A 21,917-nucleotide genomic window follows, 5' to 3' on the forward strand; every position below is an offset into this window, starting at 1 on the left:
ACGCTAGGCGCCCAGCTCCTGGGCCGCGACTGCAAGGACATCGTCGCCCGAGCCGATCGCCACGAAATGGCCGGCACCCTCGACCGGATGCCACATGGAGCCCGGCATCCGGTCGGCCACCGTCTTGTTGATGATGTCCGGTACGAGTCGATCATCGAGTCCTTGCCACATGTGCACAGGCCGATCGATCGCGCTGACGTCGAATGCCCAATCCCGATAGAGGAGTTCGGCGTCTTGGGCCAGCCCATCTGACCCGTTTGCGAAGCATTCGGCGCATGAGTCGCCGAAGGTGGTCGCGACTTCTGGCTGTTGGAGGATCCTCCGGTCGTAGTCGTTGACGGATTTCACGATCTGCTGGATGAAGGACCGCCGGAAGCGTTTGGCCACCAACCCGAGGCTGGCATACATGAGTCGAAAGCCCGGGGTGAAGCGCAATGCGAGCGATCCGCCGAGTGCGTCGGCCTTCGACAGATATTCGGCGGCCCAGTTGTCGCCGAACGCTCCGTAGCTTCCGCCTGCGATGCTGCTGACGTGATGCAAGCGAAGCGGATCGATGTATGCGGCCGCCGCGAGTGCCCATGGGCCGCCTTCCGACCAGCCCGTCACTGCGAATTCGTGATACCCCAACGCATCGGCAACGCTGACCAGGTCATCTGCCCAGCCGCGGTAGGTACGTGCTCGCTGAGCGCTGGACTGTCCCATCCCGGGCCGGTCGACACAGACGAACCGCAGACGATTCTTCGACGCTGAGGCGGCGAATAGGTGCGCTTCGAGGCGACTGCTCGGCCCACCGTGATTGTGCATGACCAGCGGCCCGTCGGGATCGCCCACCTCGACGTACGCAAGCTCGCGGCCGTCGTTGGCCATGATCGTCGCAATGTCTGCCATTCGGCGACTCTACCGTCGCCGAAACTGAAGCTATGGCTGTGATTTTCGCTCATTCACGACCATAGCTTCAGCTTCGGCGTGCTATCACCTGATGTCGACGGATCTGACCCCGCCGCATCCGCTGGGTAGCGCCCCTTGAATGGAGCCTTCGATCCATCGGCTGCAGGCGGCGAATCCGAACCAGGCGCCCGGGGCGAAAGGACCGCTCGGGCCGAAAGACCAAGTCTGCGAGTAAAACGTGTTGTCAGCGAACGGTATGCCGAGGCAATACTTACCGCCCCCGTATCTGGGGCGCTCGCCGCCCGGGCACCAGTCGGCGGCACCGTTAGGGATGTGCGGGTCGGGCTCGGCCCAGGCAGGCGTTGTGATCGAGACCGCACCCATGATGGCGATCGCCGCCACCAGACTTGCCTTCATCATTTGCTACCCCTCGACAACCTCTTACTGGGGTTCGCTGTCCGACTTGTAGTCGTTACAACGCCGACAGCCGCCGTCCCTGCTCACCCGATCCATCGCCGAAACTGAAGTTATGGCTGTGATTTTCGCTGAATCACGACCATGGCTTCTGTTTCGTGAAGAGCCGCAACCAGCTAAGCCCCGGCGGTATCCATCTTCTGCGTGACCTCTTCCGCCGCGGCGGCCGTGCGACTGCGCCTGTTCAGCCTGCGCTCCACACGGACCGCCAGCCACGACAACCCCACGTTCACCGCGATCATCAGTACCGCGATGACGGCGAGCGCGGGAATATAATTGCTGTATTGCGCACCGATGGTCGTGCCTTGACGGACCATCTCGAGGTACGAGATCTGGTAGCCGATCGCGGTGTCCTTGAGGACGACGACCAGTTGGGAAATCAATGCCGGCAGCATCGCGGTGATGGCTTGCGGCAGCAGCACGAGCCGCATCGTCTGACCGGCCCGCAGTCCGAGAGACGACGCCGCTTCGCGTTGCCCCCGTGGCAGGGCGTTGACGCCGGCCCGCACGATTTCGGCGATCACGGCGCCGTTGTACAGCGTCAATCCCGTGACAACGCCGGCCAACGCGAGTTGCTTGGAAGGAAACACGTCGTACAGCGCGTAGACGGAGTACGAGAAGATCATCATGATCAGCACGGGAACCGCGCGGAAAAATTCGACCACGGTGGCCGATACCCAGCGGATTGCCGAGTTCGTCGACAGTCGGCCGACGCCAAGCAGGATTCCGAGGATGCCGGCAAGCACGATCGACAGCCCAGCCGCCAGCAAGGTGCCCTGCACGCCCGGCCAGATGTACGTCACCCAGAGGTTCGACGTGGTGAATGGCTTCCATTTCGCTGCTGACAGTTGGCCTTTCGCGTTGAGCTGTACGATCACAAAGCCGATGACGCCAATGATCACCGCCGCCGTGACCACGGAGGTGATGGCATCGCGGATCTTCGCCCGTGGCCCTGGGGCGTCGTACAAGACCGTCGGTTCGCTCATCTCTTGACCGCCAGTCGTCGTCCTAAGTACGTGAACAGCAATCCCAAAGGCAAAGTCAGCACCACGAATCCGGCCGCGAACACTGCACCGACCAGTAGCGTCGCCGCGAGGTTCTCATTCATTTCTTTCATCAGGAGCGCGGCCTCGGCAACGCTGATTGCCGAGGCGATCGTCGTGTTCTTGGTCAGTGCGATCAGAACTGACCCCAGCGGGGCGATCACCGAACGAAAAGCCTGTGGCAGCAGGATCATTCGCAGATTCTGGCCGAACGTAAAGCCGAGCGACCGCGCCGCCTCTGCTTGCCCGACCGGGACGGTGTTGACGCCAGACCGCACCGACTCGCACACGAACGCCGCGGTATAGATCGTCAGCCCCAGCACCGCTAACCGGAAGTTGTTCTGTTCGAGGAAGTTTGATGAGCTCCTGGATGCCAGTGCGACTTGGAGCGTCGTATACAAGCCCAGTGAGCAGAACAGCAGGATCAAGGTCAGCGGCGTGTTGCGCAAGATGGTCACGTAGGTTGCGCCCAGCCATCGCAATACGGGTACCGGCGACATCCGCATCGCTGCAAGGACTGTGCCGAGTATCAAAGCGCCGATCGCAGACCAGAATGTGAGCTGGATCGTCACCCAGAACGCCTTCAGGAACCTGGCGTGGTAGTCCTGGTAGATCTGGCCGACGGGCGCCGCGCTGGCGGCCTTGACGTCGTAGCGGTCGATCTTCGGCGGCGGGGGCGGTGTGTAACCCGACTTGCCGAGGTTCTTGTCGAATGACGTCTTCCATTGGCCGGTGTCGATGAACTTCTGTAGCGCATCGTTGATCTGCTTGCGCAGTTCGTTGTTATCTCTCGACATGCCGACGCCGTAGAGCTCCTTCGAGAAGGGGTCGCCGGCCAGCTTCAACACACCTGGGTTCTGCTCTGCGTAGCCGGCCAGGATGACGGCATCGGTGGTGACGGCGTCGACCACACCCTGTTTCAATGCCTCGACGCAGAGCCCGTAGGTGTCGTACTGCTGCAATTGCACCCCGGGATATTTCTTCTGAATGTTCTGCGCCGGTGTCGAGCCCGCGACCGAGCACAGCGTCTTGTTGTTCTGCAGCGACTGGGGGCCCACGATGTCGGTGTTGTCCGCGCGGACCAAAAGGCTCTGCCCCGTCTGGAAATAGGGCCCCGCAAACGCCACCTTTTGCTTGCGCGACTCGGTGATCGAATAGGTGCCGACGATGTAGTCGACCTGGCCGTTCTGGATCAGCGTCTCACGCAGATTCGACGGCGACTCCTTCCATTCGATCTCTTCGGGCTTGTACCCCAATTGCTCGGCGACATATGTCGCGACGTCGATGTCGAACCCGCTCAGCGAGCCGTCGGGATTGCGCAGGCTCATGCCGGGCTGGTCGAACTTCACCCCGATCGTGACTCTGTAATTAGTTCCGCAGCCCGTCAGCGCTCCCATCATCGTCAGCAAGAGTCCGATGACTGCAGCCAGGTGAATCGGTTTTCTCAGCATGGATGCGCCTAGTGACCGAGGATGTGGGCGAGAAATTCCTTGGCGCGGCCGCTTTGCGGGTTGTCGAAGAAGTCCGTCGGCGGCGCGGTCTCGACGATCGCGCCGTCGGCCATGAACACCACCCGCTTGGCCGCGCGTTTGGCGAACCCCATTTCGTGGGTGACCACCACCATCGTCATGCCCTCAGAAGCCAGCCCGACCATCACGGTGAGGACCTCGTTGATCATCTCGGGATCGAGCGCGCTGGTCGGCTCGTCGAAGAGCATCACCTTGGGGTGCATCGCCAGCGACCGGGCGATGGCGGCTCGTTGTTGCTGTCCGCCGGACAGCTGAGCCGGGTACTTGTCGGCCTGGTTGGCGATGCCGACCCGGTCAAGCAGCGCCAATCCCTCTTCCCGCGCCTTCTTCTTCGGTGTGCCGCGCACCTTGATCGGTGCCAGCGTGACGTTGTCGATGATCGTCTTGTGCGCGAAGAGATTGAAGGACTGGAACACCATTCCGACATCCGAGCGCAACCGTGCGAGGCCCTTACCCTCCTCTGGCAACGTCACTCCGTCGAGCGTGATCGTGCCGGAGTCGATGGGCTCGAGCCGGTTGATGGCGCGGCATAGCGTCGACTTGCCGGAGCCCGACGGGCCGAGGATCACCATGACCTCACCGCGGTCGACATCGAGGTTAATGTCCTTGAGGACATGCAACTCGCCGAAATGCTTGTTGACGTCTTGCAGCGAGACCATCGGGGTGGAGCGTTCCTCGGCCGGCGTCGATTCCGTCATGGGCTGACCCTACCCAGGAAATGCACAGCCTGGGCCGCTCATCTGAATTCCCCGGTAAGTTCGCGCGGCCAGCCGCTCCGTACCATGGGCACGTGACTCGGACGTACGCATCGTCTGCGGCAGCCCGGACCTATCAGGTCCGCACGTACGGCTGCCAGATGAATGTGCACGACTCCGAGCGGCTGGCCGGACTCCTGGAAGCGGCCGGCTACACCAAGGCCCCCGACGGCGCGGACGCCGACGTCGTCGTGTTCAACACGTGCGCCGTGCGCGAGAACGCCGACAACAAGCTGTACGGCAACCTCAGCCACCTCGCCCCGCGGAAGCATCGCGAGCCCGACATGCAGATCGCCGTCGGCGGCTGCCTGGCACAAAAGGATCGCGACGCGGTGTTGAGCAGGGCGCCATGGGTCGACGTCGTGTTCGGAACCCACAACATCGGCTCACTGCCGCAGCTGCTCGACCGCGCCCGGCACAACCGGACCGCCCAGGTGGAGATCGCCGAAGCGCTCGTCGAGTTCCCGTCGGCTCTCCCGGCCGCACGCGAATCCGCTTATGCGGCATGGGTTTCCATCTCCGTCGGTTGCAACAACAGCTGCACGTTCTGCATCGTTCCGGCGCTACGCGGAAAAGAAGTCGACCGCAACCCCGACGACATCCTCGCCGAAGTCTCCTCCCTGGTGGACCAGGGCGTGCTCGAGGTGACGCTGCTGGGTCAGAACGTGAACGCGTATGGAGTTTCGTTCGCCGACCCGACGCTGCCCAGAGACCGGGGAGCCTTCGCTTCGCTGCTACGCGCCTGTGGCCGCATCGGCGGGCTGGAACGGGTCCGGTTCACATCGCCGCACCCGGCAGAGTTCACCGACGATGTCATCGAGGCGATGGCCGTCACGCCGAATGTCTGTCCGGCTCTTCACATGCCGCTGCAGTCGGGATCCGATCGCGTGTTGCGCGCGATGCGCAGGTCATACCGAGCTGAGCGGTACCTTTCAATCCTTGACCGCGTCCGCTCCGCGATGCCCCACGCCGCGATCACCACGGACCTGATCGTCGGGTTCCCCGGCGAAACCGAAGATGATTTCGCCGCCACACTCGACGTGGTGCAGCAGGCCCGGTTCTCGAGCGCGTTCACGTTCCAGTACTCGAAGCGGCCGGGCACGCCCGCGGCGGAGATGCCCGGCCAGTTGTCCAAAGAGGTTGTGCAGGAACGTTATGAGCGCCTGATCAGTCTGCAGGAGCGGATCTCTCTCGAGGAGAACTGCGCCCAGGTCGGCACCACCGTCGAGGTGCTGGTGGCGACGGGGGAGGGTCGCAAGAACGACCTGACGTTGCGGATGAGTGGCCGCGCGCGCGATGGGCGCCTGGTGCATTTCGCTCCACCGGGAGACGCCCGGCCCGGCGACGTGGTCACCACCGTGATCACCGATGCCGCACCGCACTACCTGATTGCCGACGGCGCGGTGCTGACCCACCGGCGCACCCGGGCGGGTGACGCGCACGAGGCGGGCCGCCGGCCGAGCACAATTGGGCTGGGACTTCCGGGGATTGGTACGCCACCAGCCGTGGTGTCCACGGGATGCGCGCGGTGAGCAGGTCGGACAAGGACGGCGCGTTCGACGAGTTCAAGAGGGACATCGACGCCGCCGAGCGGCGCGTGGCAGGCGAAATTGATCCCGGCGCACGGGCTTTGGTGGTCGCGATTCTGGTGTTCGTGCTGCTGTTGACCTTCGCGCTGCCACACACCGGAGGCGCGCGCGGCTTCGACGCGCTGATCGGCGGTCCAGCGGCAGCGAAGGTCGGGGTCGCATTGCCGCATCGCGTGTTCAGCTGGCTGGCACTGGTTTTCGGCGTCGGATTCTCCATACTGGCTCTGCTGACGCGGCGGTGGGCGGTGGCCTGGATCGCGCTTGCAGGCTCGGCGGTCGCGAGCGCGGCCGGCATGCTGGCGATCTGGTCACGCCAGACAGCGGGCGCAGGTCATCCCGGCCCGGCGTACGGGCTCGTGATCGCCTGGATCGCGGTGATCCTGCTGACGTTTCACTGGGCCCGCGTGGTGTGGAGCCGTACCGCAGTGCACCTCGCCGCCGAGGAGGAACGACGCCGCGCGGCCGCAGAGCGGCAGTCCAGAAATCTGCTCGACAGCCTCGACGACGAGAACGATAAAGACGCCTGAATCGGAGCGCTTAGCGGCTCTTTCGGCCGAGTGCGCCCTCAGCGGTTTCCGCCCACTCGCGCCACTGCTGCGCGTTGGCGCGGGCCTCCTCGGCGTCCTTCGTACGGCCGGCCGCCTCTGCCTTTGCCGCTTGTTGTTCGAATTGCTCAGCGCGAGAACGGAATTGCTCGGCCCGCTGGGCGGCCTGCGGATCGCCTCGATCCGAGTCGGCGGCATCGCGAACCCGCTTCTCCACCCCTCGGAGCCGACGCTCCAGTTCGCTCGAACGTTCCCGCGGCACCTTGCCGATCGCATCCCACTTGTCGGCGATCGACCGCAATTCTGCTCGCGCGGCGTCGACGTCGCTCAGATCGAGCCGTTCGGCCTTGGTCAGCAGCTCTTCTTTGGCAGTGGCATTCGCAGTCAGCTCGGCGTCGCGTTCGGCGGTCACGGCGTTGCGCGCAGCGAAGAACGTGTCCTGCGCGCCCTTGAACCGCCTCCACAACACATCGTCGACGTCCTTGGCGGCCCGGCCCGCGGCTTTCCAGTCCGTGAGCAGCTGACGGAACGTTGCAGCCGTCGCGGTCCAATCAGTTGAGTCCGCAAGCTCTTCGGCGCGTTCGCACAACTGTTCCTTCGCCTGTCGCACGCCGGCGCGTTCCCGATCCAGCTCGGCGAAATGCGAACCGCGCCGTCGATTGAACGTCTCGCGCGCCGTCGAATACCGCTTCCACAGCGCGTCGTCGGTTTTGCGGTCGACGCCCGTGATCGTCCGCCACTCCTCGAGGATGGCCCGCAGCCGATCACCGGCGGTCTTCCACTGCACCGCATTCGCTGCAAGCTCTTCGGCCTCCGCGGCCAGCGCCTCCTTGAGCGCGATCTGGGCAGCGCGGTGTTCCTCCCGCTGGGCCCTATCCGCCTGGGCGGCCTCGTCGGCCCGTTCACGGATCGCGTGCAGCCGCGCGGCCAGGGAATCGATGTCGCCGAGCACCGCCGCGGTTGCCAGCCCTTCTTCCAATCCCGCGGCCGACGCGCGGATCTTGCGGGCGTCACCACTTCCCGAGCTGAGCCGATGCTCCAGCAGGTCGACCTCGGTGCTCAGGTCGTCGAAGCGGCGGCCGAAGTGGGCGAATGCCGCCTCTGTGTCGCCGGCCTGCCACGAGCCGATCATCCGCTCGCCTGAGGAGGTGAAGAGCCAGACGGAGCCGTCGGGGTCCACGCGTCCGAAGCGGTGCGGATCGCTGCTCGCGGGCACGGAATGTGCAGGTCGTGCGGCGGGACGAGGCGGCCCCGGTTTCGGCATCGGCCGTGGTGCGGGTGTGGGTTGGATCTCCGTCATCTGGTACACCTCCGCGGGCGTCGGCCCGCTCACCTGCCGCGCATCGCGGCGCCTGATAGCTATCGTCGAAGAGACGTGAAGTGTCCCTTCGCCTCCGTTATTGAAGCAGTTCGACGCCTCGCGTGGCGCCCGCTTGGCGTACTCGCGAGAAGGCGTCGGTTCGGTGCTCGGCATCGTGGTGCTGGGCGAGACGCTGAAACCGACGATGCGGGCTGGCTCGTGCTTGGGCTGGCCGTCTTGGCGATGGTCGTGGCGGCGATCGCGCTTGCCCGCCGTGAGGCGATGGCGAGCGACTCATCGGGAGCCGCCATCGGCCAACGTGCCTCCCGGGCTAATTCGGCAAACGCTCAATGACGGCGTCGACGATGCGACGGACGCGGATCGCGGCTTGGTCCGGGTCAGGCTGCCCGGCGTCGAGCCAGGCGATGACCGCGTCGATCGTCAGCGTGGGAAGAAGTCGCGCCGCCCAGTCGCGCCACTGGTCCTCGCTGACATCAGCTCCGAGGGCGCGATGTGTAATCGCCGTCGCTGTCACGTCCAGGGCATCGATCGTGTCGCGGAATTCGGGTTCGCGAGCGGCGTGGCGGAAGAGCAGTCGGAAGGCGTCCGGATCCGCGGCCGCGGCGCGGATCAGGGCCGGGATGCTGGCGTCGGTGAAGTCGTCGGCGCCGACCGCGTCGCGAAGTCGGGTGTGGGCGCTGTGGAGGACTTCGCGGTATAGATCGGCCTTCGACGCGAAGTGTCGATAGAGGATCACGGGGCTGACGCCGGCTTCGGCCGCGATCGCGTCCAGACCGGTGCGCACGAAGCCGGCGCGGGCAAAGGCGCGCTTCGCGGCGTCGACGATCTGCTCGCGCCGTTCCGCACGGGCCATCCGACGGGTCGGCTCGGACGGGACCGCTTCCATCTCGACCTCCATATTGTCAACAACAGATTATACAACTAGTCTTGTATATAATAATATTTACAAGTTGACCGGAGTGTCTAATGACCAAAGTCAGCCAACTGGGGATGGTCACGCGGGTCCGAACAGCGGTCGGAGATCAAGCCTGGCTGGTAAGCGGCTACGCCCAGGTGCGGCGACTGTTGGACGACGACCGTCTGGGCCGTTCTCATGCCCGCCCTGCGACGGCGGCGCGCACCGGGGAATCGGCCCTGTTCGGCGGACCGCTCGGCAACTTCGACACCGAGGCGGCAGACCACGTCAGAATGCGCGAATTGCTGCAGCCGCACTTCTCGCCCAAGCACATGCGAGCGTTGACGCCGAGGGTCGACGAACTCACCTCCCGAGTGTTGGACGAATTAGCCGATCACGGGCCGCCCGCAGATCTTCACATGGCGTTGGCGGTGCCCCTGCCTGTTCTGGTGATCTGCGAACTGCTCGGGGTGCCCTATGCCGACCGCGACCAGTTCCGCGCGTGGACCCACGATGCCGGGAACGTGCGCGACCACGCTCGGTCCGAGCATGCGCTACGCGAACTCTTCGACTACGGCCGGAATCTGGTCGAGCACAAACGAGCGCATCCGAAAGACGACGTGATCTCTCGGCTCTGCGCCGTTGACGGGGTGTCCGACAGCGAGGCCGCCGAGATGTCGATGGCATTGCTGTTCGCTGGCCACGAGACCACGGTGGTGCAGATCGGCCAGGGCGTATTGGCGTTGCTAACCCACCTTGATCAATGGCGCAGGCTTCACGCAAACCCTGCGCTAATCCCCAACGCGGTCGATGAACTGTTACGGCTCACAACGTCAAGTGGCGGCGTTGGGGGCGTTCCGCGATATGCCCGCAGCGACTTCGAGATCGACGGCGTCGAAATTCACACGGGAGACCTGGTGCTTTTGGACATCAGCGCCGCCAACCACGACCCAGCTGCCTTCGGTGACCCCGACCACCTGGACATCTCCCGCAAGGCCAGCGGCCACCTCGCGTTCGGCCATGGCGCACGCTACTGCATCGGCGCCCCGTTAGCGCGTATCGAGCTGAAAACAGTGCTCGGTCAACTCATTCCACGCTTCCCGACCATGCATCTTGCCCTCGACCCCGCAGCGCTGACCGTGCGGTGCGATGTGCTGGCCGGTGGTCTTGTCGAGTTACCAGTGTCGTGGTGACCGCATCCGCTACAGGTCGCTCGATAACGTGAAGCGGTGTTGTCGGCCATTGCGATCGTTCCGTCCGCGCCGCTGCTGGTGCCTCAGCTCGTCGGGGCCGCGGCTGACGAGCTGACCAATCTCCGTCGGGCGGTGTTCGCGGCGGCGGGCGCGTTGCCGCAGCAGTGGGTGGCCATCGGCGTCGGGCCGGCGGACGAGTTCGTCGGGCCGGAGGCGGCGGGCACGTTCGCCGGGTACGGCGTCGACGTCCGTGTCGGGCTCTCGCCGGACGCCGACACGGTCGGCGAACTGCCGCTGTGTGCCTTGGTGACCGGGTGGGTGCGTTCGCATGCCCGGCCAGCGGCGCGCGCGGAGGTGCGTGTCGTCGCACACACCGCCGAGGGGGACGACGCGCTGCGATGCGGTCGCGATCTGCGGTCGACGATCGACGCTGCCGACCACGATGTGGGAGTCCTGGTCGTCGCAGACGGCGCGAACACATTGACGGCCCGCGCGCCAGGCGGTTACGACTCGGAGTCGGTCGCGGTCCAATCCGCCCTCGACGATGCGCTGGCCTCCGGCGACGTCGCAGCGCTGGCCCGTCTGCCCGGTTCGATCAGTGGCCGGGTCGCCTGGCAGGTGCTCGCCGGCCTGGCCCGCACACCGCCGCGCTCGGTGAAGGAGCTCTATCGTGGGGCGCCTTTCGGGGTCGGTTACTTCGTCGGCGTCTGGGTTCCGGAGGGCAGGAGCGAAGCGACCGGGGAATTGACCGAGTGACGCGACCGATCGCGATCGTCGGGCCGACTGCTACCGGCAAGTCGGAGCTGGCTCTGAATGTCGCGGAACGGCTCGGCGGCGAGATAGTCAACGCCGACGCGATGCAGCTCTACCGCGGCATGGACGTCGGCACCGCGAAGCTGCCTGTCGAGCAGCGGCGTGGCATCCCGCACCATCAACTGGACGTGCTCGACGTCACCGAGACGGCCACTGTGGCGAATTATCAGCGGGGCGCGGCCACGGACGTGGAGGCGATCCTCGACAAGGGCGCGGTGCCGGTGATCGTCGGCGGATCGATGATGTACGTCCAGTCGCTGCTCGACGCCTGGTCGTTTCCGGCGACGGACCCCGCGGTCCGCGCTCGCTTCGAACAACGCCTCGCGGAGATCGGCGTCGAGCAGCTTCATCGTGAGCTGGCGGAGGTGGATGCCGAAGCCGCCGGGTCGATCCTTGCCTCCGATGGCCGCCGGATTGTGCGCGCGCTGGAGGTCGTAGAACTGACGGGCCGCCCGTTCGCGGCGTCCGCGCCATCGATCGGGAGTCCGCGGTGGGACGCGGTGATCGTCGGAGTCGATTGGGAGACAAATCAACTCGATGATCGGCTGGCTCAGCGCACTGAGCAGATGTTCGAGGCAGGCCTTGTGGCCGAGGTGCGGGCGTTGCTGCCGCGGGGCCTGCGCGAGGGCGTGACGGCGTCGCGGGCGCTGGGCTACTCGCAGGTGCTGGCCGCGCTGGACGCTCCCTACCTGGAAGGTGCTCTTCGCGAAGCGCGTGCGCAGACATTCATCGGGACCAGGCGATATGTCCGCCGTCAGCGGTCATGGTTCCGCCGCGATCATCGCATCCGCTGGTACGACGGCGCGGATCCCGACCTTGTGGAAAGCACGGTGAAAGCGTGGCGCCACGTATCCTGAGCAGGTGATCTTCGCCAAGGGCCATGGCACCGAGAACGACTTCGTCGTCTTGGTCGACGTCAGGGCGAAGCTGGCGTTGGAATCCACAGCCGTTGCTGCTCTGTGCGACCGCAGGCGCGGCCTCGGAGCCGACGGAGTGCTGAGGATGTGTATCGCAGAGGAAGCCGTGTCGAGCGGGGTTCTCGATCGACTCCCCGAAGGGGTGAGCGGCGGCGACTGGTACATGGACTACCGCAACGCCGACGGCTCCGTGGCGGAGATGTGCGGCAACGGTGTGCGGGTGTTCGCGCACTACCTTCGCTCCAGCGGTTTGGAGTCGACCGACGAGTTTGTGATCGGATCGCTGGCCGGTGCCAGACCCGTTCTGGTGCACAGTTTCGACGACACTTTCGCCGACGTCACCGTCGAGATGGGCAAGGCCAATCAGGTCGGCACGGGCGACGCGGTCGTGGGCGGTCGCACGTTCAGGGGCCTCGCCGTCGACGTCGGCAACCCCCATCTGGCGTGCATCGACCCGGCCTTGACCCCCGAAACGCTGGCCGCGCTCGATGTTGCAGCCCCGGTTTCTTTCGACCGTGGTCAGTTTCCGCACGGTGTCAACGTCGAAGTGCTGACGGCCCCGTCCGGCGGCACCGTGTCGATGCGGGTGCACGAGCGTGGAGTCGGCGAAACGCGCTCGTGCGGAACGGGAACCGTCGCTGCCGCGGTCGCGGCACTGGCCTACGACGGCGCATCGACAGGTTTGGTGACGGTCCGCATCCCGGGCGGCGAGGTCGACGTCACCGTGACCGATGGCACCAGCCTGCTGCGCGGACCGTCGGTTCTGGTGGCTCGCGGCGAGATCTCGGAGGAATGGTGGCAGACCCGGTGACGTTTATTCAGATGCGTGACCGCCGTTCGGCGGGCAACATCTTTTATTGCCTATGACATATCCAGATTTTCCAGACATCCTTTCCGGGGACCTTCCCAGCACCGGTGAACTCGCGCTCGATGATCGGGCCGCGCTGCGCCGCGTGCGCGGTCTGTCGACTGAGCTTGCCGACGTTTCCGAGGTCGAATACCGGCAACTGCGGCTCGAACGCGTCGTTCTGGTCGGTGTGTGGACCGAAGGTCGCGCAGCAGATGCCGACGCCAGCCTTGCCGAGCTTGCGGCCCTGGCTGAGACGGCGGGCTCGCAGGTGCTTGAGGGGCTCATTCAGCGCCGCGACAAGCCCGACGCGTCGACATACATCGGGTCCGGCAAGGCGCGCGAGCTGCGCGAGGTCGTCGTCGCCACCGGCGCTGACACCGTGATCTGCGACGGGGAGCTCAGCCCCGCGCAGCTGACGGCGCTCGAAAGGGCGGTGAAGGTCAAGGTCATTGACCGCACCGCGCTGATTCTCGACATCTTCGCCCAGCACGCGCACACCCGCGAAGGCAAGGCTCAGGTCACCCTCGCGCAAATGGAGTACATGTTGCCTCGGTTGCGCGGCTGGGGCGAGTCGATGTCCCGGCAGGCCGGTGGCCGCGCGGGCGGCAGCGGCGGCGGAGTGGGTCTGCGCGGGCCAGGTGAGACCAAGATCGAGACCGACCGCCGGCGTATCCGCGAGCGAATGTCCAAGCTGCGCCGCGAGATCAAGGGCATGAAGCAGGCACGGGACACCCGCCGTGGCCGCAGGCTGCAGAGCGACGTTCCCTCGATCGCGATCGTCGGCTACACCAACGCGGGCAAGTCGAGTCTGCTCAACGCGCTCACCGGCGCGGGAGTGCTGGTGCAGGATGCGCTATTCGCGACACTCGAACCCACCACCAGGCGTGGGCAATTCGACGACGGCAGGCCGTTCGTGCTCACGGACACGGTGGGCTTCGTGCGGCATCTACCGACCCAGCTCGTCGAAGCGTTTCGCTCGACGTTGGAGGAGGTCGTCGACGCCGACCTGCTGGTGCACGTGGTCGATGGCTCGGACGCCAACCCGTTGGCTCAGGTCGATGCGGTGCGGCAAGTCGTCCGCGAGGTCGTCATTGATCGTGACGCCAAGCCCGCGCCCGAACTTCTCGTCGTGAACAAGATTGACGCCGCAGGCGATTTGGCGATGGCCAAGCTGCGGCGGGCCCTGCCCGGCGCGGTGTTCGTCTCGGCGCACACAGGCGAGGGCCTCGACGAGCTGCGTCGGCGGATGGCCGAGTTGGCGGTGCCCGCCGACATGGCCATTGATGTCGTAATCCCTTACCACCGAGGTGATCTTGTGGCACGAGTGCACGCCGACGGCCGGGTTCAGGAGTCCGAGCACAATGCGGAGGGCACCCGGATCAGGGCTCGGGTCCCGCTGGCGCTGGCTGCCAGTCTGCGCGAGTTCGCTGCGGTCTAGCTGATGGCGTAGACGTCGGCGGCGTCGGCACTCATCACCCGTTGTGCGAGTTGTGCTTTCAGCTCGTCGAGGCGGAGTTCCTCGTCGGCAGTGCGGCCGTCCTTCTGGGCGAGATCGATGAACTCCGCGGTGACGAACCCATCGTGGATCACGAGCGTCGTCGTGGCATCGCCGATGCTGATCTCGAACACGAAGCTCTCGCGGAGCCGCCCGAGGTCGGGGCGGGCCAGCGCTCGGTCGACGATGTAGCGGCCGTCGGTGACCGCCCGGGTGACCGCCTCGATTCCGTCCCTGGCGCCCGGTCCCTGGAACGCGGTGCGGATCACCACCGACCGTCGATCCGGCGGCGCAGTCGGGGAGAGCAGAGCGAACGCGCGCTGAAGCACCTTGAATGCATTGGCCACGCCAGCCGGCGAGCCCGCGCCGTGGTAGCGCATCAGGTCGTCGATCGAGAACTCGATGACCCGTCCGAGTTCTTGGACGGCGATGGTATCCGTCACCCGGCCGACTGTAGTGCGCTGTGGTTCTGTACCCGCACAGGCCGGAAGCTGACCAACCATCCGGTTGGTATATCTTTGGCGGCAAGTCCCCACCGAAGGTCCCTGTATGGGCCCGCGCACAAGGAGCATCAATGGGAGTTGCGGTCAAGTATGAGCGCACGCTGTTCGAGCCGGAGCACCGCCTGTTCCGCGAGTCCTACCGGGCCTTCCTCGAACGGCATGTAGCGCCGTACCACGAGCAGTGGGAGAAGGACAAGATCGTCGACCGCGGTGTCTGGCTCGAGGCAGGCAAGCAGGGCTTCCTCGGGATGGCGGTACCCGAGGAGTACGGCGGCGGCGGCAACGCGGACTTCCGCTACAACACCATCATCACCGAAGAGACCACGACCGGCCGGTTCAGCGGCATCGCCTTCGGCCTGCACAACGACATCGTGCTGCCGTATCTGCTGCGGCTGTGCAGCGACGAGCAGAAGCAGCGCTGGCTTCCGGGCTTCTGCAGCGGCGAGCTGATCACGGCCATCGCAATGAGCGAGCCGGGAACCGGCAGCGACCTGCAGGGGATCAAGACCCGTGCGGTGAGAGACGGCGACGACTGGGTGCTCAACGGAGCAAAGACGTTCATCACCAACGGGATCAATTCGGACCTCGTCATCGTGGTTGCGCAGACCTCTCCTGACAAAGGCGCGCAAGGGTTCTCGCTACTCGTCGTCGAGCGCGGAATGGAGGGCTTCGAACGCGGCCGCAAACTGCACAAGATCGGCCTGGACGCCCAGGACACTGCCGAGCTGTCGTTCGACAACGTGCGGGTGCCAGGAGAGAACATGCTGGGGCTGGAGGGCATGGGCTTTGTGTACCTGATGCAGAACCTGCCTCAGGAGCGACTCAATATCGCGATCATGGCGGCGGCAGCGATGGAAGAGGCACTGGAGACCACGCTGCAATACACCAAGGAGCGCAAGGCTTTCGGCAAGCCGATCGGCAGCTTCCAGAACAGCAGGTTTTTGCTTGCGGAGTTGTCGACCGAGGCCACGGTTGTGCGGATCATGGTCGATGAGTTCATCAAGCTGCACCTCGAGGAGAAGCTCACGGTGGAGCAGGCCGCGATGGCGAAGTGGTATTCCACTGAGGCTCAGGTCCGGCTCATCGACCGCTGCCTTCAACTGCACGGTGGGTACGGGTACATGCGCGAATACCCAATTGCCCAGGCGTTCATGGACTCTCGCGTGCAGACGATATACGGAGGCACGACGGAGATCATGAAGGAAATTATCGGGCGCAGCCTGGGTGTTTGACAGCCCAGGCCATCAGCGCAGCCTGGGTGTTTGACAGCCCTACGGCGTCGGATACGGCCAGACGCAGAGGTAGTAATTCCCGTGGCAGCGGGTGAGGACTTCTTGGGTCGGGGCTCCTGTTCCGGGTGCGTACGGCACGCATCCGTAGCCAGCGGGGTTGGGCACCATGCCATTCGGGCAGATCGCAAGGTATCTCACGCCGTCCGAGGAGTCGGGCCACGGCACCGCCAGAGTGGCGGCGGCAATCGTCACCGACATCAGCGAAACCGCCCGGCGCCTCCATGCGGCCATCTGTTCAGCATGCACCGACTGCGGTGCCCGTCGCTATATCTTGCGGATCACCGTCACTACGCGGCCCAGGATCGCGGCGTCGTTGCCGGGGATCGGGTCGAAGGCGGGGTTGTGCGGCATCAACCACACGTGATTCCCGGTGCGCTTGAACGTCTTCACAGTGGCCTCGCCGTCGATCATCGCCGCGACGATATCGCCGTTGTCGGCGGTGTTCTGCTGACGGACCACCACCCAGTCGCCGTCGCAGATCGCGGCGTCGACCATCGACTCGCCGACGACCTTGAGCAGAAACAGCGATCCCTCCCCGACAAGCTCGCGGGGAAGCGGAAAGACATCTTCCACGGCTTCCTCGGCGAGTATCGGGCCGCCTGCGGCGATCCTGCCGAGGACGGGCACAAACGTGGGCTCCGGCAAGGCATCCGAGCCGGCGACGTCGGTGGTCGGTGGAATCGCCATCTCGTCGGCGCCGCGGACGTCGACGGCACGCGGCCGGTTCGGGTCGCGGCGCAAGTAACCCTTTTTCTCCAGTGTCCGAAGCTGATGGGCCACCGACGACGTCGAGGTGAGGCCCACGGCGTCACCGATTTCCCGAATGCTCGGGGGATAGCCGCGCGTGGTCACTGAGGCGCGGATCACGTCCAAGATGGTGCGCTGACGCTGGGTGAGGCCGGCTTGAGGCGAAGGGTGTGGTGTGCCGCTGCTGTCGCTCATGTTGCCAAATGTAACTGCCGTCACGGCGAAATTCAAACATGTGTTCGAGGCGTGTCGCGTTCGTGACGTTCAGCGCGCGTAGTTGTCGGTGCCCTTTGGTAGAAATCGATCAAACGTTCGTATTTCGAACGCATGATCGAGTATATTCGAACACAGGAGCGAAAGTGACGGCGGAAGGAACGCAGATGACTGTCATCGATATGGAATACCGATCGGCGCCTGAGCTGCTAGATAGCGGCCGCCGCCTCGCGCAGCGTCCGCGCCGAGTAAGCCGCGTTCGCCCAGGTCATGGCGCCACGGTGTACCGGGGCTCCGGAGTAAAAGTGTCGCGTGCGCCGCATCAGCCACGTCCGGTGGGCATCGCGATGACCCTCCTTCTCGCCGTTGTTGCCGCACTCATCACGGTGTGGCTCGTGTCGTTGGCGCAGGCGCGCGGCGCTGTGTCGGCTGAGGTTCCCCAGCAGCTCGCCGTCGTGCAAGTGCAGCCAGGGGAGAGCCTGCAGCGGTTGGCGGCCCGGGTGGCGCCCGACATGCCGGTGACCGCTGTCGTCGAGAGAATCAAGGAACTCAACCAACTCGATTCCGCGGCTTTGGACGCCGGGCAGACGCTTCTCGCGCCCGTCAGCTGATGTCGACGGTCACGTTGGCCGCTGCTCGGTACCCGCAGGTAATCTCGGGGGAGTTCTACTCGACCCACGGCCTGCGCGGCAAAGGAGCAGTCATGCACTGTCCGTTCTGCCGTCATCCCGACTCCCGGGTCGTCGACTCTCGCGAAACCGATGAAGGTCAAGCGATTCGGCGCCGGCGCTCATGCCCGGAATGCGGCCGCAGATTCACCACCGTCGAGACTGCCGTGCTCGCGGTCGTCAAGCGCAGCGGCGTGACCGAACCGTTCAGCCGCGAAAAGGTGATCGGTGGCGTGCGACGGGCGTGCCAAGGGCGGCAGGTCGACGACGACGCACTGAACCTGCTTGCGCAGCAGGTCGAGGACACGGTGCGTGCCACGGGCTCGCCCGAGGTCCCCAGTCACGAAGTGGGACTTGCCATCCTCGGGCCGCTGCGCGATCTCGACGAGGTCGCCTATCTGCGGTTCGCGTCGGTATACCGGTCATTTACTTCGGCAGACGACTTCGAGCGAGAGATCGCGGCGCTGCGTGCCCACCGCAACGTGACCGCGTAAGAGTATTTTCATTCGACGCGGATGATGCCGTCGTCCACCACATGGCCGCCGACTCGCACCCACCCGTCCTGGCCCCACCAGGTGCGCAGAACCGAGCCCTTGCCTTGTGTAATGGTCAGGTCGCGACTCAAAGCGTCGGTAATCCGCACCGCCGCAGCCCCCGTCGCTTCATCTTCGGGAACCCCCAACGCGGACGCGAACATTCGCGAACGCATGTGTCCAGCGGGCTCGTCGATCCACGCCCAGAGGTAGTGGGCGTCGTCGTCGGCGAACTCTGTCGGGTCGGCGCCGAGCACATCGTCCGCGGCGCCGAATTGCTGAAGAACGAACTCGGGTGCCCAGTCGGCGCGGGCCCGCACCGTAATCACGCCGTTCTCATCCCCGACGGCAACCGGCCCTGCCGGCACGTGCAACGTGCGGATCGGCATGCCGCGGTCGCGCAGCCACCAAGACAGCCCGACGGTCGGGTGCCCGGCGAAGGGCAGCTCGGTGGCGGGGGTAAAGATCTGTGCGTGCGCGGTATCCGACCCCGCCGCCGGCAGGTCGACGAAAATGGTTTCGCTGTAACCTAATTGGGTTGCCAGCGGCTGCCGATTGGCTGCGGCGACGGTGCTGGCATCCACCACGCCGAGCGGATTTCCAAAGTCGCCGTCCCGGTCGGCGAACACGCGCAACACCGTCACGTCCGTAGCCATGCGCCGACTCTACGACGACGGCGCCGCGTCCTGGCTAGGTGGCGCTGCGTTCGTCTGATTCCAACGCGTCGAGCACCGCGTCGCGTGTGTCTGCCGAACCCGAGATGGCATCCTCGTTGATCCCGGCCCGCAGCAGTGCCCGGAGCATGTCCTGGTCGTGAGTCGCCGGCTCGGTGGAATCGATGAAGCGCTCCACGACCTCGACAAACCGCTCTGGGAAATCATGAAACGGGAAATGGCCCGACTTGTCGAAGATCTCCAGCTCCGAGCCCGGCATCGCTGCGTGCGCCAGCAGGGCGTGGCTGACCGGGACCACCGAGTCGTCCTGTCCCCAAATCAATTGCACCGGAACCGATTGCGTCAAATAACATCGGTCGAGCATCGTCACCACCTGGCCTCGCCAGTCCACCACGGCGCGCAGTGTCCGCGAAAACGCCGATGAGGCCGTCGGCTCGGGCAACTCGGTGAGTACTCGCAGTACGTCGGGGAGATCGCGGCCGAATTTCGTCGAGCCGAAAACGGTCCCGATGAAACGGCCGAAGATCTGCAGCGCGGGCACCGCACCCGGCATCCGCAGCAGCGCAAGCGCTTCACTGCCCATGGGCAGTGACGCAAGGCGCAGCGCGATGTTCACGTCCTTCGTCACGCCACCGGTACCGACGAGAACGATGCGCTCGACCAATTGTGGATATTGGTAAGCGAATTGCATCGTGACACCGCCACCCAGGGAGTGGCCGACGACGGTCACGCGGTCGATGTCGAGCACCGCCAGCAGGTCGCGCATTCCGTTGGCGTAGGCAGCCACAGAGTAGTCAGCGCGGGGCTTGTCGGATTTGCCGTGACCCAGCAGGTCTGGCGCGATGACCGTGAACCGTTGTGCCAGTTTGGTTTGCACGGTCTCCCACGTTGACGAATTGTCTCCGATGCCGTGAATCAACAGAATGGCTGGGCCCTCGCCCGCAACCCGAAATGCTCGCCGGTAGCCGTGGATGGTGCGAAAGTTCAGCTCTGCCTGAATCTCCCGAACAGGGCGCAGATTGGCTTTACTCGGGCTCACTGGGCCGCCTCACCTCCGCTTCGGGCCGGTGGGCCGGCCTCGACTCATTTCTTGTCGTCGCCGTCCCGAAAACCGTCCGAGAAGCCCCCCGTCTGCTGTGCCAGGAAGCGTTGAAATTCCCCGGCCAGTTCCTCGCCACTCGGCAGGTCTTCGTCGCGGGCCAACAGCGAGCGGTTTTCCTGTGCTTCGACGAAGGCATCGTATTGCCGCTCGAGCGCCGCCACCACCTGAGCGACTTCGGGGCTCGCGTCGATCTGCTCGTCCACCTTTGCCCGGACCTCAGCTCCTGCCTCAGTGAGTGCCGACAGCGAGATCTGCAGCGAGGCAACTTTGGCGGCTTCGGCCAGCAGCGCCTCGGCGGCCGCCGGGAAGTCGGTCTGGGCAAGGTAATGAGGGACGTGCGCGGTGAACCCGACCACGTCGTGTCCGTGTTGGCCCATCCGGTATTCCAGAAGGTTTGACGCGCTGCTGGGGACCTGAACTTCGCCGACCCACGGCGCGTGGTCAACGATGAGCGCCTTGTTGTTCGAGTGCGCCGTCATGCCGACCGGGCGGGTGTGAGGGACCGCCATCGGGATCGTGCCCAGCCCGATCGTCCGCCGGACTCCCAGGCGCTCGGCGAGCAGCCGCACAGCGGTCACGAACCGCTCCCACTTCAGGTCCGGTTCCAACCCAGCCAGCAGCAGAAAGGGCGTTCCCGTGGTGTCGTGCAGCGCGAAAAGCGACAGCTCGGGGTCCTCGTAGTGCGTGAAGTGATCGGTTTTGAACGTCATGAGCGGTCGCCGCGACCGATAGTCCAGCAGATCGTCGATCGCGAATGACGCCACGAGCTCGGTTTCCAGCGAATTGCGCAGAAAGCGCGCCGACAGCCGGATTGCGTGCCCGGCATCAGAAAATCCTTCGAGAGCGTGGATCATGACCGGGCCACGGCCATCCGGCGAGGCCAGCTGTGGCGCCGGGAACTCCAGCTCGTACATGCCGGATTGTTCACCGTCATCTGCCATGGTTTCGCCTCCTCCCGGCAGTAGACGTCCAGTCTCCTTGGGATCTTGCACCAGCGCCACCGAACGCCCTGATTCCGCTGGCCGGATACCCCCAGCGAATGACGCCGACACCGCGCCCGTACAGCTCCTACAAGGCCCGCTCGGGCATCATCAACCACATGATGCGCACCAGGGCCGGGGTTCTGCTCGTCCTGCTCAGCGCGCTGTCGCAGGTGGGCTGCGCGGGGCCGCAACCGTCGGGCGGCTCACCGGCGGTCACTGCCGCCGCAGCGGCTGTCAAGGCGGATCCCCTGATCGGAGCGGTATTTCTGGGGGCGACCGATTTGCACACCTGCACCGCGGGAGTGCTGCATTCCAGAACCCAGAACATGATCATCACCGCCGCGCACTGCCTGGCGTCGACATACCCGGCGACGTTCGTCCCCGGATTCAACGACAAAGCTGACCCGTCGACGACATGGAACCTGGACGCGATTTATCTCGATTCGCGGTGGCTGGCCCATCAAGATCCTGCCGCGGACTTCGCGATCGCCCACGTCAGCCGGGCCGGCGACCGCTCGCTGGAGGCGGATGCGGGGTCAGGCCTGACGATCGGAGCGGCGCCAGACTCCGGAACGCTGGTCAGAGTGCTCGGCTATCCGTTGGCAGTCGGCGGGCCGCCTGTCGGATGTAGCGCGGCCACAGGTTCTGCACCCGACGGATTCCTCTCGGTGCACTGCTCGGGCTTGACCGACGGGACGAGCGGTGCGCCCTGGCGCAAAGACGCCACGGTCGTCGGGCTCATCGGTGGTCTGCACGGCGGCGGTTGCGACGGAACCATCTCGTACTCACCGTCGTTCGACGGTCGCATCGTCGATCTTCTGCATCGGGCCGAAGCCGGCGGACCCGGTGATGCAGCGCCCGAGGCGTTCGACAGTGGTTGTTAACGGCTGGCCGC

Annotated in this window: 24 protein-coding genes and 1 pseudogene; 11 read left to right on the top strand and 14 right to left on the bottom strand. The window is 65.3% G+C overall.

The window, feature by feature from the left end:
• Positions 1-3: 3 nt before the first annotated feature.
• The 6 genes and pseudogenes from QOH60_RS06610 to QOH60_RS06635 all read right to left on the bottom strand — a co-directional run bounded on the left by QOH60_RS06610 (position 4) and on the right by QOH60_RS06635 (position 4,593).
• The gene (locus QOH60_RS06610; RefSeq protein WP_526418365.1) at positions 4-888 is read right to left on the bottom strand and encodes an alpha/beta fold hydrolase; all 885 of its coding nucleotides are present in this window, start codon (positions 886-888) and stop codon (positions 4-6) included.
• Between the two features lie 84 nt (positions 889-972).
• Positions 973-1,308 carry a hypothetical protein gene (locus QOH60_RS06615; protein WP_526418367.1) on the bottom strand — a complete coding sequence of 112 codons (336 nt, stop codon included), beginning with the start codon at positions 1,306-1,308 and terminating at the stop codon, positions 973-975.
• A 170-nt stretch (positions 1,309-1,478) separates the two neighbouring features.
• Positions 1,479-2,348, bottom strand: a complete 870-nt coding sequence (locus QOH60_RS06620) for an amino acid ABC transporter permease (protein ID WP_526418369.1) — start codon at positions 2,346-2,348, stop codon at positions 1,479-1,481.
• Positions 2,345-3,019 (bottom strand): amino acid ABC transporter permease, encoded by a 675-nt coding sequence (locus tag QOH60_RS06625; RefSeq protein ID WP_526418589.1) that lies wholly within the window; start codon positions 3,017-3,019, stop codon positions 2,345-2,347. Before QOH60_RS06625 ends, QOH60_RS06620 begins: the two co-directional genes overlap by 4 nt.
• 39 nt (positions 3,020-3,058) lie before the next feature.
• Positions 3,059-3,805, bottom strand: a pseudogene (locus tag QOH60_RS06630) (glutamate ABC transporter substrate-binding protein); the annotation flags it as partial.
• 59 nt (positions 3,806-3,864) lie between these two features.
• Entirely contained in the window at positions 3,865-4,593 is a 729-nt protein-coding gene (locus QOH60_RS06635) for an amino acid ABC transporter ATP-binding protein (protein WP_526418591.1), read from the bottom strand.
• Between the two features lie 131 nt (positions 4,594-4,724).
• On the opposite strand from QOH60_RS06635, the gene miaB reads away from it, so the two are divergent.
• Both miaB and QOH60_RS06645 read left to right on the top strand, forming a co-directional pair.
• Positions 4,725-6,221, top strand: a complete 1,497-nt coding sequence (gene miaB / locus QOH60_RS06640) for a tRNA (N6-isopentenyl adenosine(37)-C2)-methylthiotransferase MiaB (RefSeq protein ID WP_526418371.1) — start codon at positions 4,725-4,727, stop codon at positions 6,219-6,221.
• The gene (locus tag QOH60_RS06645; protein WP_526418373.1) at positions 6,209-6,805 is read left to right on the top strand and encodes an Rv2732c family membrane protein; all 597 of its coding nucleotides are present in this window, start codon (positions 6,209-6,211) and stop codon (positions 6,803-6,805) included. The genes miaB and QOH60_RS06645 overlap by 13 nt, the downstream gene beginning before the upstream one ends.
• A 10-nt stretch (positions 6,806-6,815) precedes the next feature.
• On the opposite strand, the gene QOH60_RS06650 is transcribed toward QOH60_RS06645, so the two are convergent.
• Together QOH60_RS06650 and QOH60_RS06655 are read right to left on the bottom strand one after the other, a co-directional pair.
• Entirely contained in the window at positions 6,816-8,123 is a 1,308-nt protein-coding gene (locus QOH60_RS06650) for a DUF349 domain-containing protein (protein ID WP_526418375.1), read from the bottom strand.
• Positions 8,124-8,454: 331 nt separating this feature from the next.
• Positions 8,455-9,030 carry a TetR/AcrR family transcriptional regulator gene (locus QOH60_RS06655; RefSeq protein WP_526418377.1) on the bottom strand — a complete coding sequence of 192 codons (576 nt, stop codon included), beginning with the start codon at positions 9,028-9,030 and terminating at the stop codon, positions 8,455-8,457.
• Between the two features lie 80 nt (positions 9,031-9,110).
• On the opposite strand from QOH60_RS06655, the gene QOH60_RS06660 reads away from it, so the two are divergent.
• Genes QOH60_RS06660 through hflX form a run of 5 tightly spaced genes read left to right on the top strand, consistent with a single transcriptional unit; the run spans position 9,111 to position 14,250 of the window.
• Positions 9,111-10,232 carry a cytochrome P450 gene (locus QOH60_RS06660; protein WP_526418379.1) on the top strand — a complete coding sequence of 374 codons (1,122 nt, stop codon included), beginning with the start codon at positions 9,111-9,113 and terminating at the stop codon, positions 10,230-10,232.
• 36 nt (positions 10,233-10,268) lie between these two features.
• The gene (locus QOH60_RS06665; protein WP_526418381.1) at positions 10,269-10,988 is read left to right on the top strand and encodes a class III extradiol ring-cleavage dioxygenase family protein; all 720 of its coding nucleotides are present in this window, start codon (positions 10,269-10,271) and stop codon (positions 10,986-10,988) included.
• The gene (gene miaA / locus QOH60_RS06670) at positions 10,985-11,902 is read left to right on the top strand and encodes a tRNA (adenosine(37)-N6)-dimethylallyltransferase MiaA (RefSeq protein ID WP_526418383.1); all 918 of its coding nucleotides are present in this window, start codon (positions 10,985-10,987) and stop codon (positions 11,900-11,902) included. The genes QOH60_RS06665 and miaA overlap by 4 nt, the downstream gene beginning before the upstream one ends.
• Positions 11,903-11,906: 4 nt before the next feature.
• On the top strand, positions 11,907-12,773 hold the full coding sequence (gene dapF / locus QOH60_RS06675; protein ID WP_526418386.1) for a diaminopimelate epimerase: 867 nt from the start codon (positions 11,907-11,909) through the stop codon (positions 12,771-12,773).
• Between the two features lie 52 nt (positions 12,774-12,825).
• Positions 12,826-14,250 carry a GTPase HflX gene (gene hflX, locus QOH60_RS06680; protein WP_526418388.1) on the top strand — a complete coding sequence of 475 codons (1,425 nt, stop codon included), beginning with the start codon at positions 12,826-12,828 and terminating at the stop codon, positions 14,248-14,250.
• Here the strand turns inward: hflX and QOH60_RS06685 are convergent.
• Positions 14,247-14,750, bottom strand: a complete 504-nt coding sequence (locus tag QOH60_RS06685; RefSeq protein ID WP_526418390.1) for a hypothetical protein — start codon at positions 14,748-14,750, stop codon at positions 14,247-14,249. The genes hflX and QOH60_RS06685 overlap by 4 nt on opposite strands.
• A 131-nt stretch (positions 14,751-14,881) precedes the next feature.
• On the opposite strand from QOH60_RS06685, the gene QOH60_RS06690 reads away from it, so the two are divergent.
• On the top strand, positions 14,882-16,042 hold the full coding sequence (locus QOH60_RS06690; protein WP_526418392.1) for an acyl-CoA dehydrogenase family protein: 1,161 nt from the start codon (positions 14,882-14,884) through the stop codon (positions 16,040-16,042).
• Positions 16,043-16,081: 39 nt separating this feature from the next.
• Here QOH60_RS06690 and QOH60_RS06695 read toward each other — a convergent pair whose 3' ends face one another.
• Both QOH60_RS06695 and lexA read right to left on the bottom strand, forming a co-directional pair.
• A complete protein-coding gene (locus QOH60_RS06695; protein WP_526418394.1) occupies positions 16,082-16,333 on the bottom strand; it encodes a hypothetical protein in 252 nt (83 codons plus the stop codon).
• Between the two features lie 33 nt (positions 16,334-16,366).
• Positions 16,367-17,044 (bottom strand): transcriptional repressor LexA, encoded by a 678-nt coding sequence (gene lexA, locus QOH60_RS06700; RefSeq protein ID WP_526418396.1) that lies wholly within the window; start codon positions 17,042-17,044, stop codon positions 16,367-16,369.
• A gap of 185 nt (positions 17,045-17,229) precedes the next feature.
• Here lexA and QOH60_RS06705 point away from each other — a divergent pair, with 185 nt between their 5' ends.
• Positions 17,230-17,673: a LysM peptidoglycan-binding domain-containing protein gene (locus tag QOH60_RS06705; RefSeq protein WP_526418398.1), complete on the top strand. Its 444-nt coding sequence runs from the start codon at positions 17,230-17,232 to the stop codon at positions 17,671-17,673.
• A gap of 92 nt (positions 17,674-17,765) precedes the next feature.
• The gene (gene nrdR, locus QOH60_RS06710; protein ID WP_526418593.1) at positions 17,766-18,224 is read left to right on the top strand and encodes a transcriptional regulator NrdR; all 459 of its coding nucleotides are present in this window, start codon (positions 17,766-17,768) and stop codon (positions 18,222-18,224) included.
• An 8-nt stretch (positions 18,225-18,232) separates the two neighbouring features.
• Here the strand turns inward: nrdR and QOH60_RS06715 are convergent, their stop codons facing one another.
• Genes QOH60_RS06715 through QOH60_RS06725 form a run of 3 tightly spaced genes read right to left on the bottom strand, consistent with a single transcriptional unit; the run spans position 18,233 to position 20,980 of the window.
• The gene (locus QOH60_RS06715; RefSeq protein WP_526418400.1) at positions 18,233-18,919 is read right to left on the bottom strand and encodes a PhzF family protein; all 687 of its coding nucleotides are present in this window, start codon (positions 18,917-18,919) and stop codon (positions 18,233-18,235) included.
• 34 nt (positions 18,920-18,953) lie between these two features.
• Positions 18,954-19,976, bottom strand: coding sequence for an alpha/beta fold hydrolase (locus QOH60_RS06720; RefSeq protein WP_526418403.1), 1,023 nt, complete (start codon positions 19,974-19,976; stop codon positions 18,954-18,956).
• Between the two features lie 44 nt (positions 19,977-20,020).
• Entirely contained in the window at positions 20,021-20,980 is a 960-nt protein-coding gene (locus tag QOH60_RS06725; protein WP_526418405.1) for a proteasome assembly chaperone family protein, read from the bottom strand.
• A 98-nt stretch (positions 20,981-21,078) separates the two neighbouring features.
• On the opposite strand from QOH60_RS06725, the gene QOH60_RS06730 reads away from it, so the two are divergent.
• Positions 21,079-21,906, top strand: coding sequence for a trypsin-like serine peptidase (locus tag QOH60_RS06730; protein ID WP_526418407.1), 828 nt, complete (start codon positions 21,079-21,081; stop codon positions 21,904-21,906).
• The last annotated feature ends 11 nt before the right edge of the window (positions 21,907-21,917 follow it).

Origin of the sequence: Mycobacterium sp., from assembly GCF_032159765.1 — a bacterium.
GTDB lineage: Bacteria > Actinomycetota > Actinomycetes > Mycobacteriales > Mycobacteriaceae > Mycobacterium.

Bases quoted from the DNA above. Each gene is read 5' to 3' on its own strand.
- QOH60_RS06610 (WP_526418365.1), bottom strand. From the start codon at position 888: ATGGCAGACATTGCGACGATCATGGCCAACGACGGCCGCGAGCTTGCG.
- QOH60_RS06615 (WP_526418367.1), bottom strand. From the start codon at position 1,308: ATGATGAAGGCAAGTCTGGTGGCGGCGATCGCCATCATGGGTGCGGTC.
- QOH60_RS06620 (WP_526418369.1), bottom strand. From the start codon at position 2,348: ATGAGCGAACCGACGGTCTTGTACGACGCCCCAGGGCCACGGGCGAAG.
- QOH60_RS06635 (WP_526418591.1), bottom strand. From the start codon at position 4,593: ATGGTCTCGCTGCAAGACGTCAACAAGCATTTCGGCGAGTTGCATGTC.
- QOH60_RS06645 (WP_526418373.1), top strand. From the start codon at position 6,209: ATGCGCGCGGTGAGCAGGTCGGACAAGGACGGCGCGTTCGACGAGTTC.
- QOH60_RS06650 (WP_526418375.1), bottom strand. From the start codon at position 8,123: ATGACGGAGATCCAACCCACACCCGCACCACGGCCGATGCCGAAACCG.
- QOH60_RS06655 (WP_526418377.1), bottom strand. From the start codon at position 9,030: ATGGAAGCGGTCCCGTCCGAGCCGACCCGTCGGATGGCCCGTGCGGAA.
- QOH60_RS06660 (WP_526418379.1), top strand. From the start codon at position 9,111: ATGACCAAAGTCAGCCAACTGGGGATGGTCACGCGGGTCCGAACAGCG.
- hflX (WP_526418388.1), top strand. From the start codon at position 12,826: ATGACATATCCAGATTTTCCAGACATCCTTTCCGGGGACCTTCCCAGC.
- QOH60_RS06690 (WP_526418392.1), top strand. From the start codon at position 14,882: ATGGGAGTTGCGGTCAAGTATGAGCGCACGCTGTTCGAGCCGGAGCAC.
- QOH60_RS06695 (WP_526418394.1), bottom strand. From the start codon at position 16,333: ATGGCCGCATGGAGGCGCCGGGCGGTTTCGCTGATGTCGGTGACGATT.
- lexA (WP_526418396.1), bottom strand. From the start codon at position 17,044: ATGAGCGACAGCAGCGGCACACCACACCCTTCGCCTCAAGCCGGCCTC.
- QOH60_RS06705 (WP_526418398.1), top strand. From the start codon at position 17,230: ATGACTGTCATCGATATGGAATACCGATCGGCGCCTGAGCTGCTAGAT.
- nrdR (WP_526418593.1), top strand. From the start codon at position 17,766: ATGCACTGTCCGTTCTGCCGTCATCCCGACTCCCGGGTCGTCGACTCT.
- QOH60_RS06715 (WP_526418400.1), bottom strand. From the start codon at position 18,919: ATGGCTACGGACGTGACGGTGTTGCGCGTGTTCGCCGACCGGGACGGC.
- QOH60_RS06725 (WP_526418405.1), bottom strand. From the start codon at position 20,980: ATGGCAGATGACGGTGAACAATCCGGCATGTACGAGCTGGAGTTCCCG.
- QOH60_RS06730 (WP_526418407.1), top strand. From the start codon at position 21,079: ATGACGCCGACACCGCGCCCGTACAGCTCCTACAAGGCCCGCTCGGGC.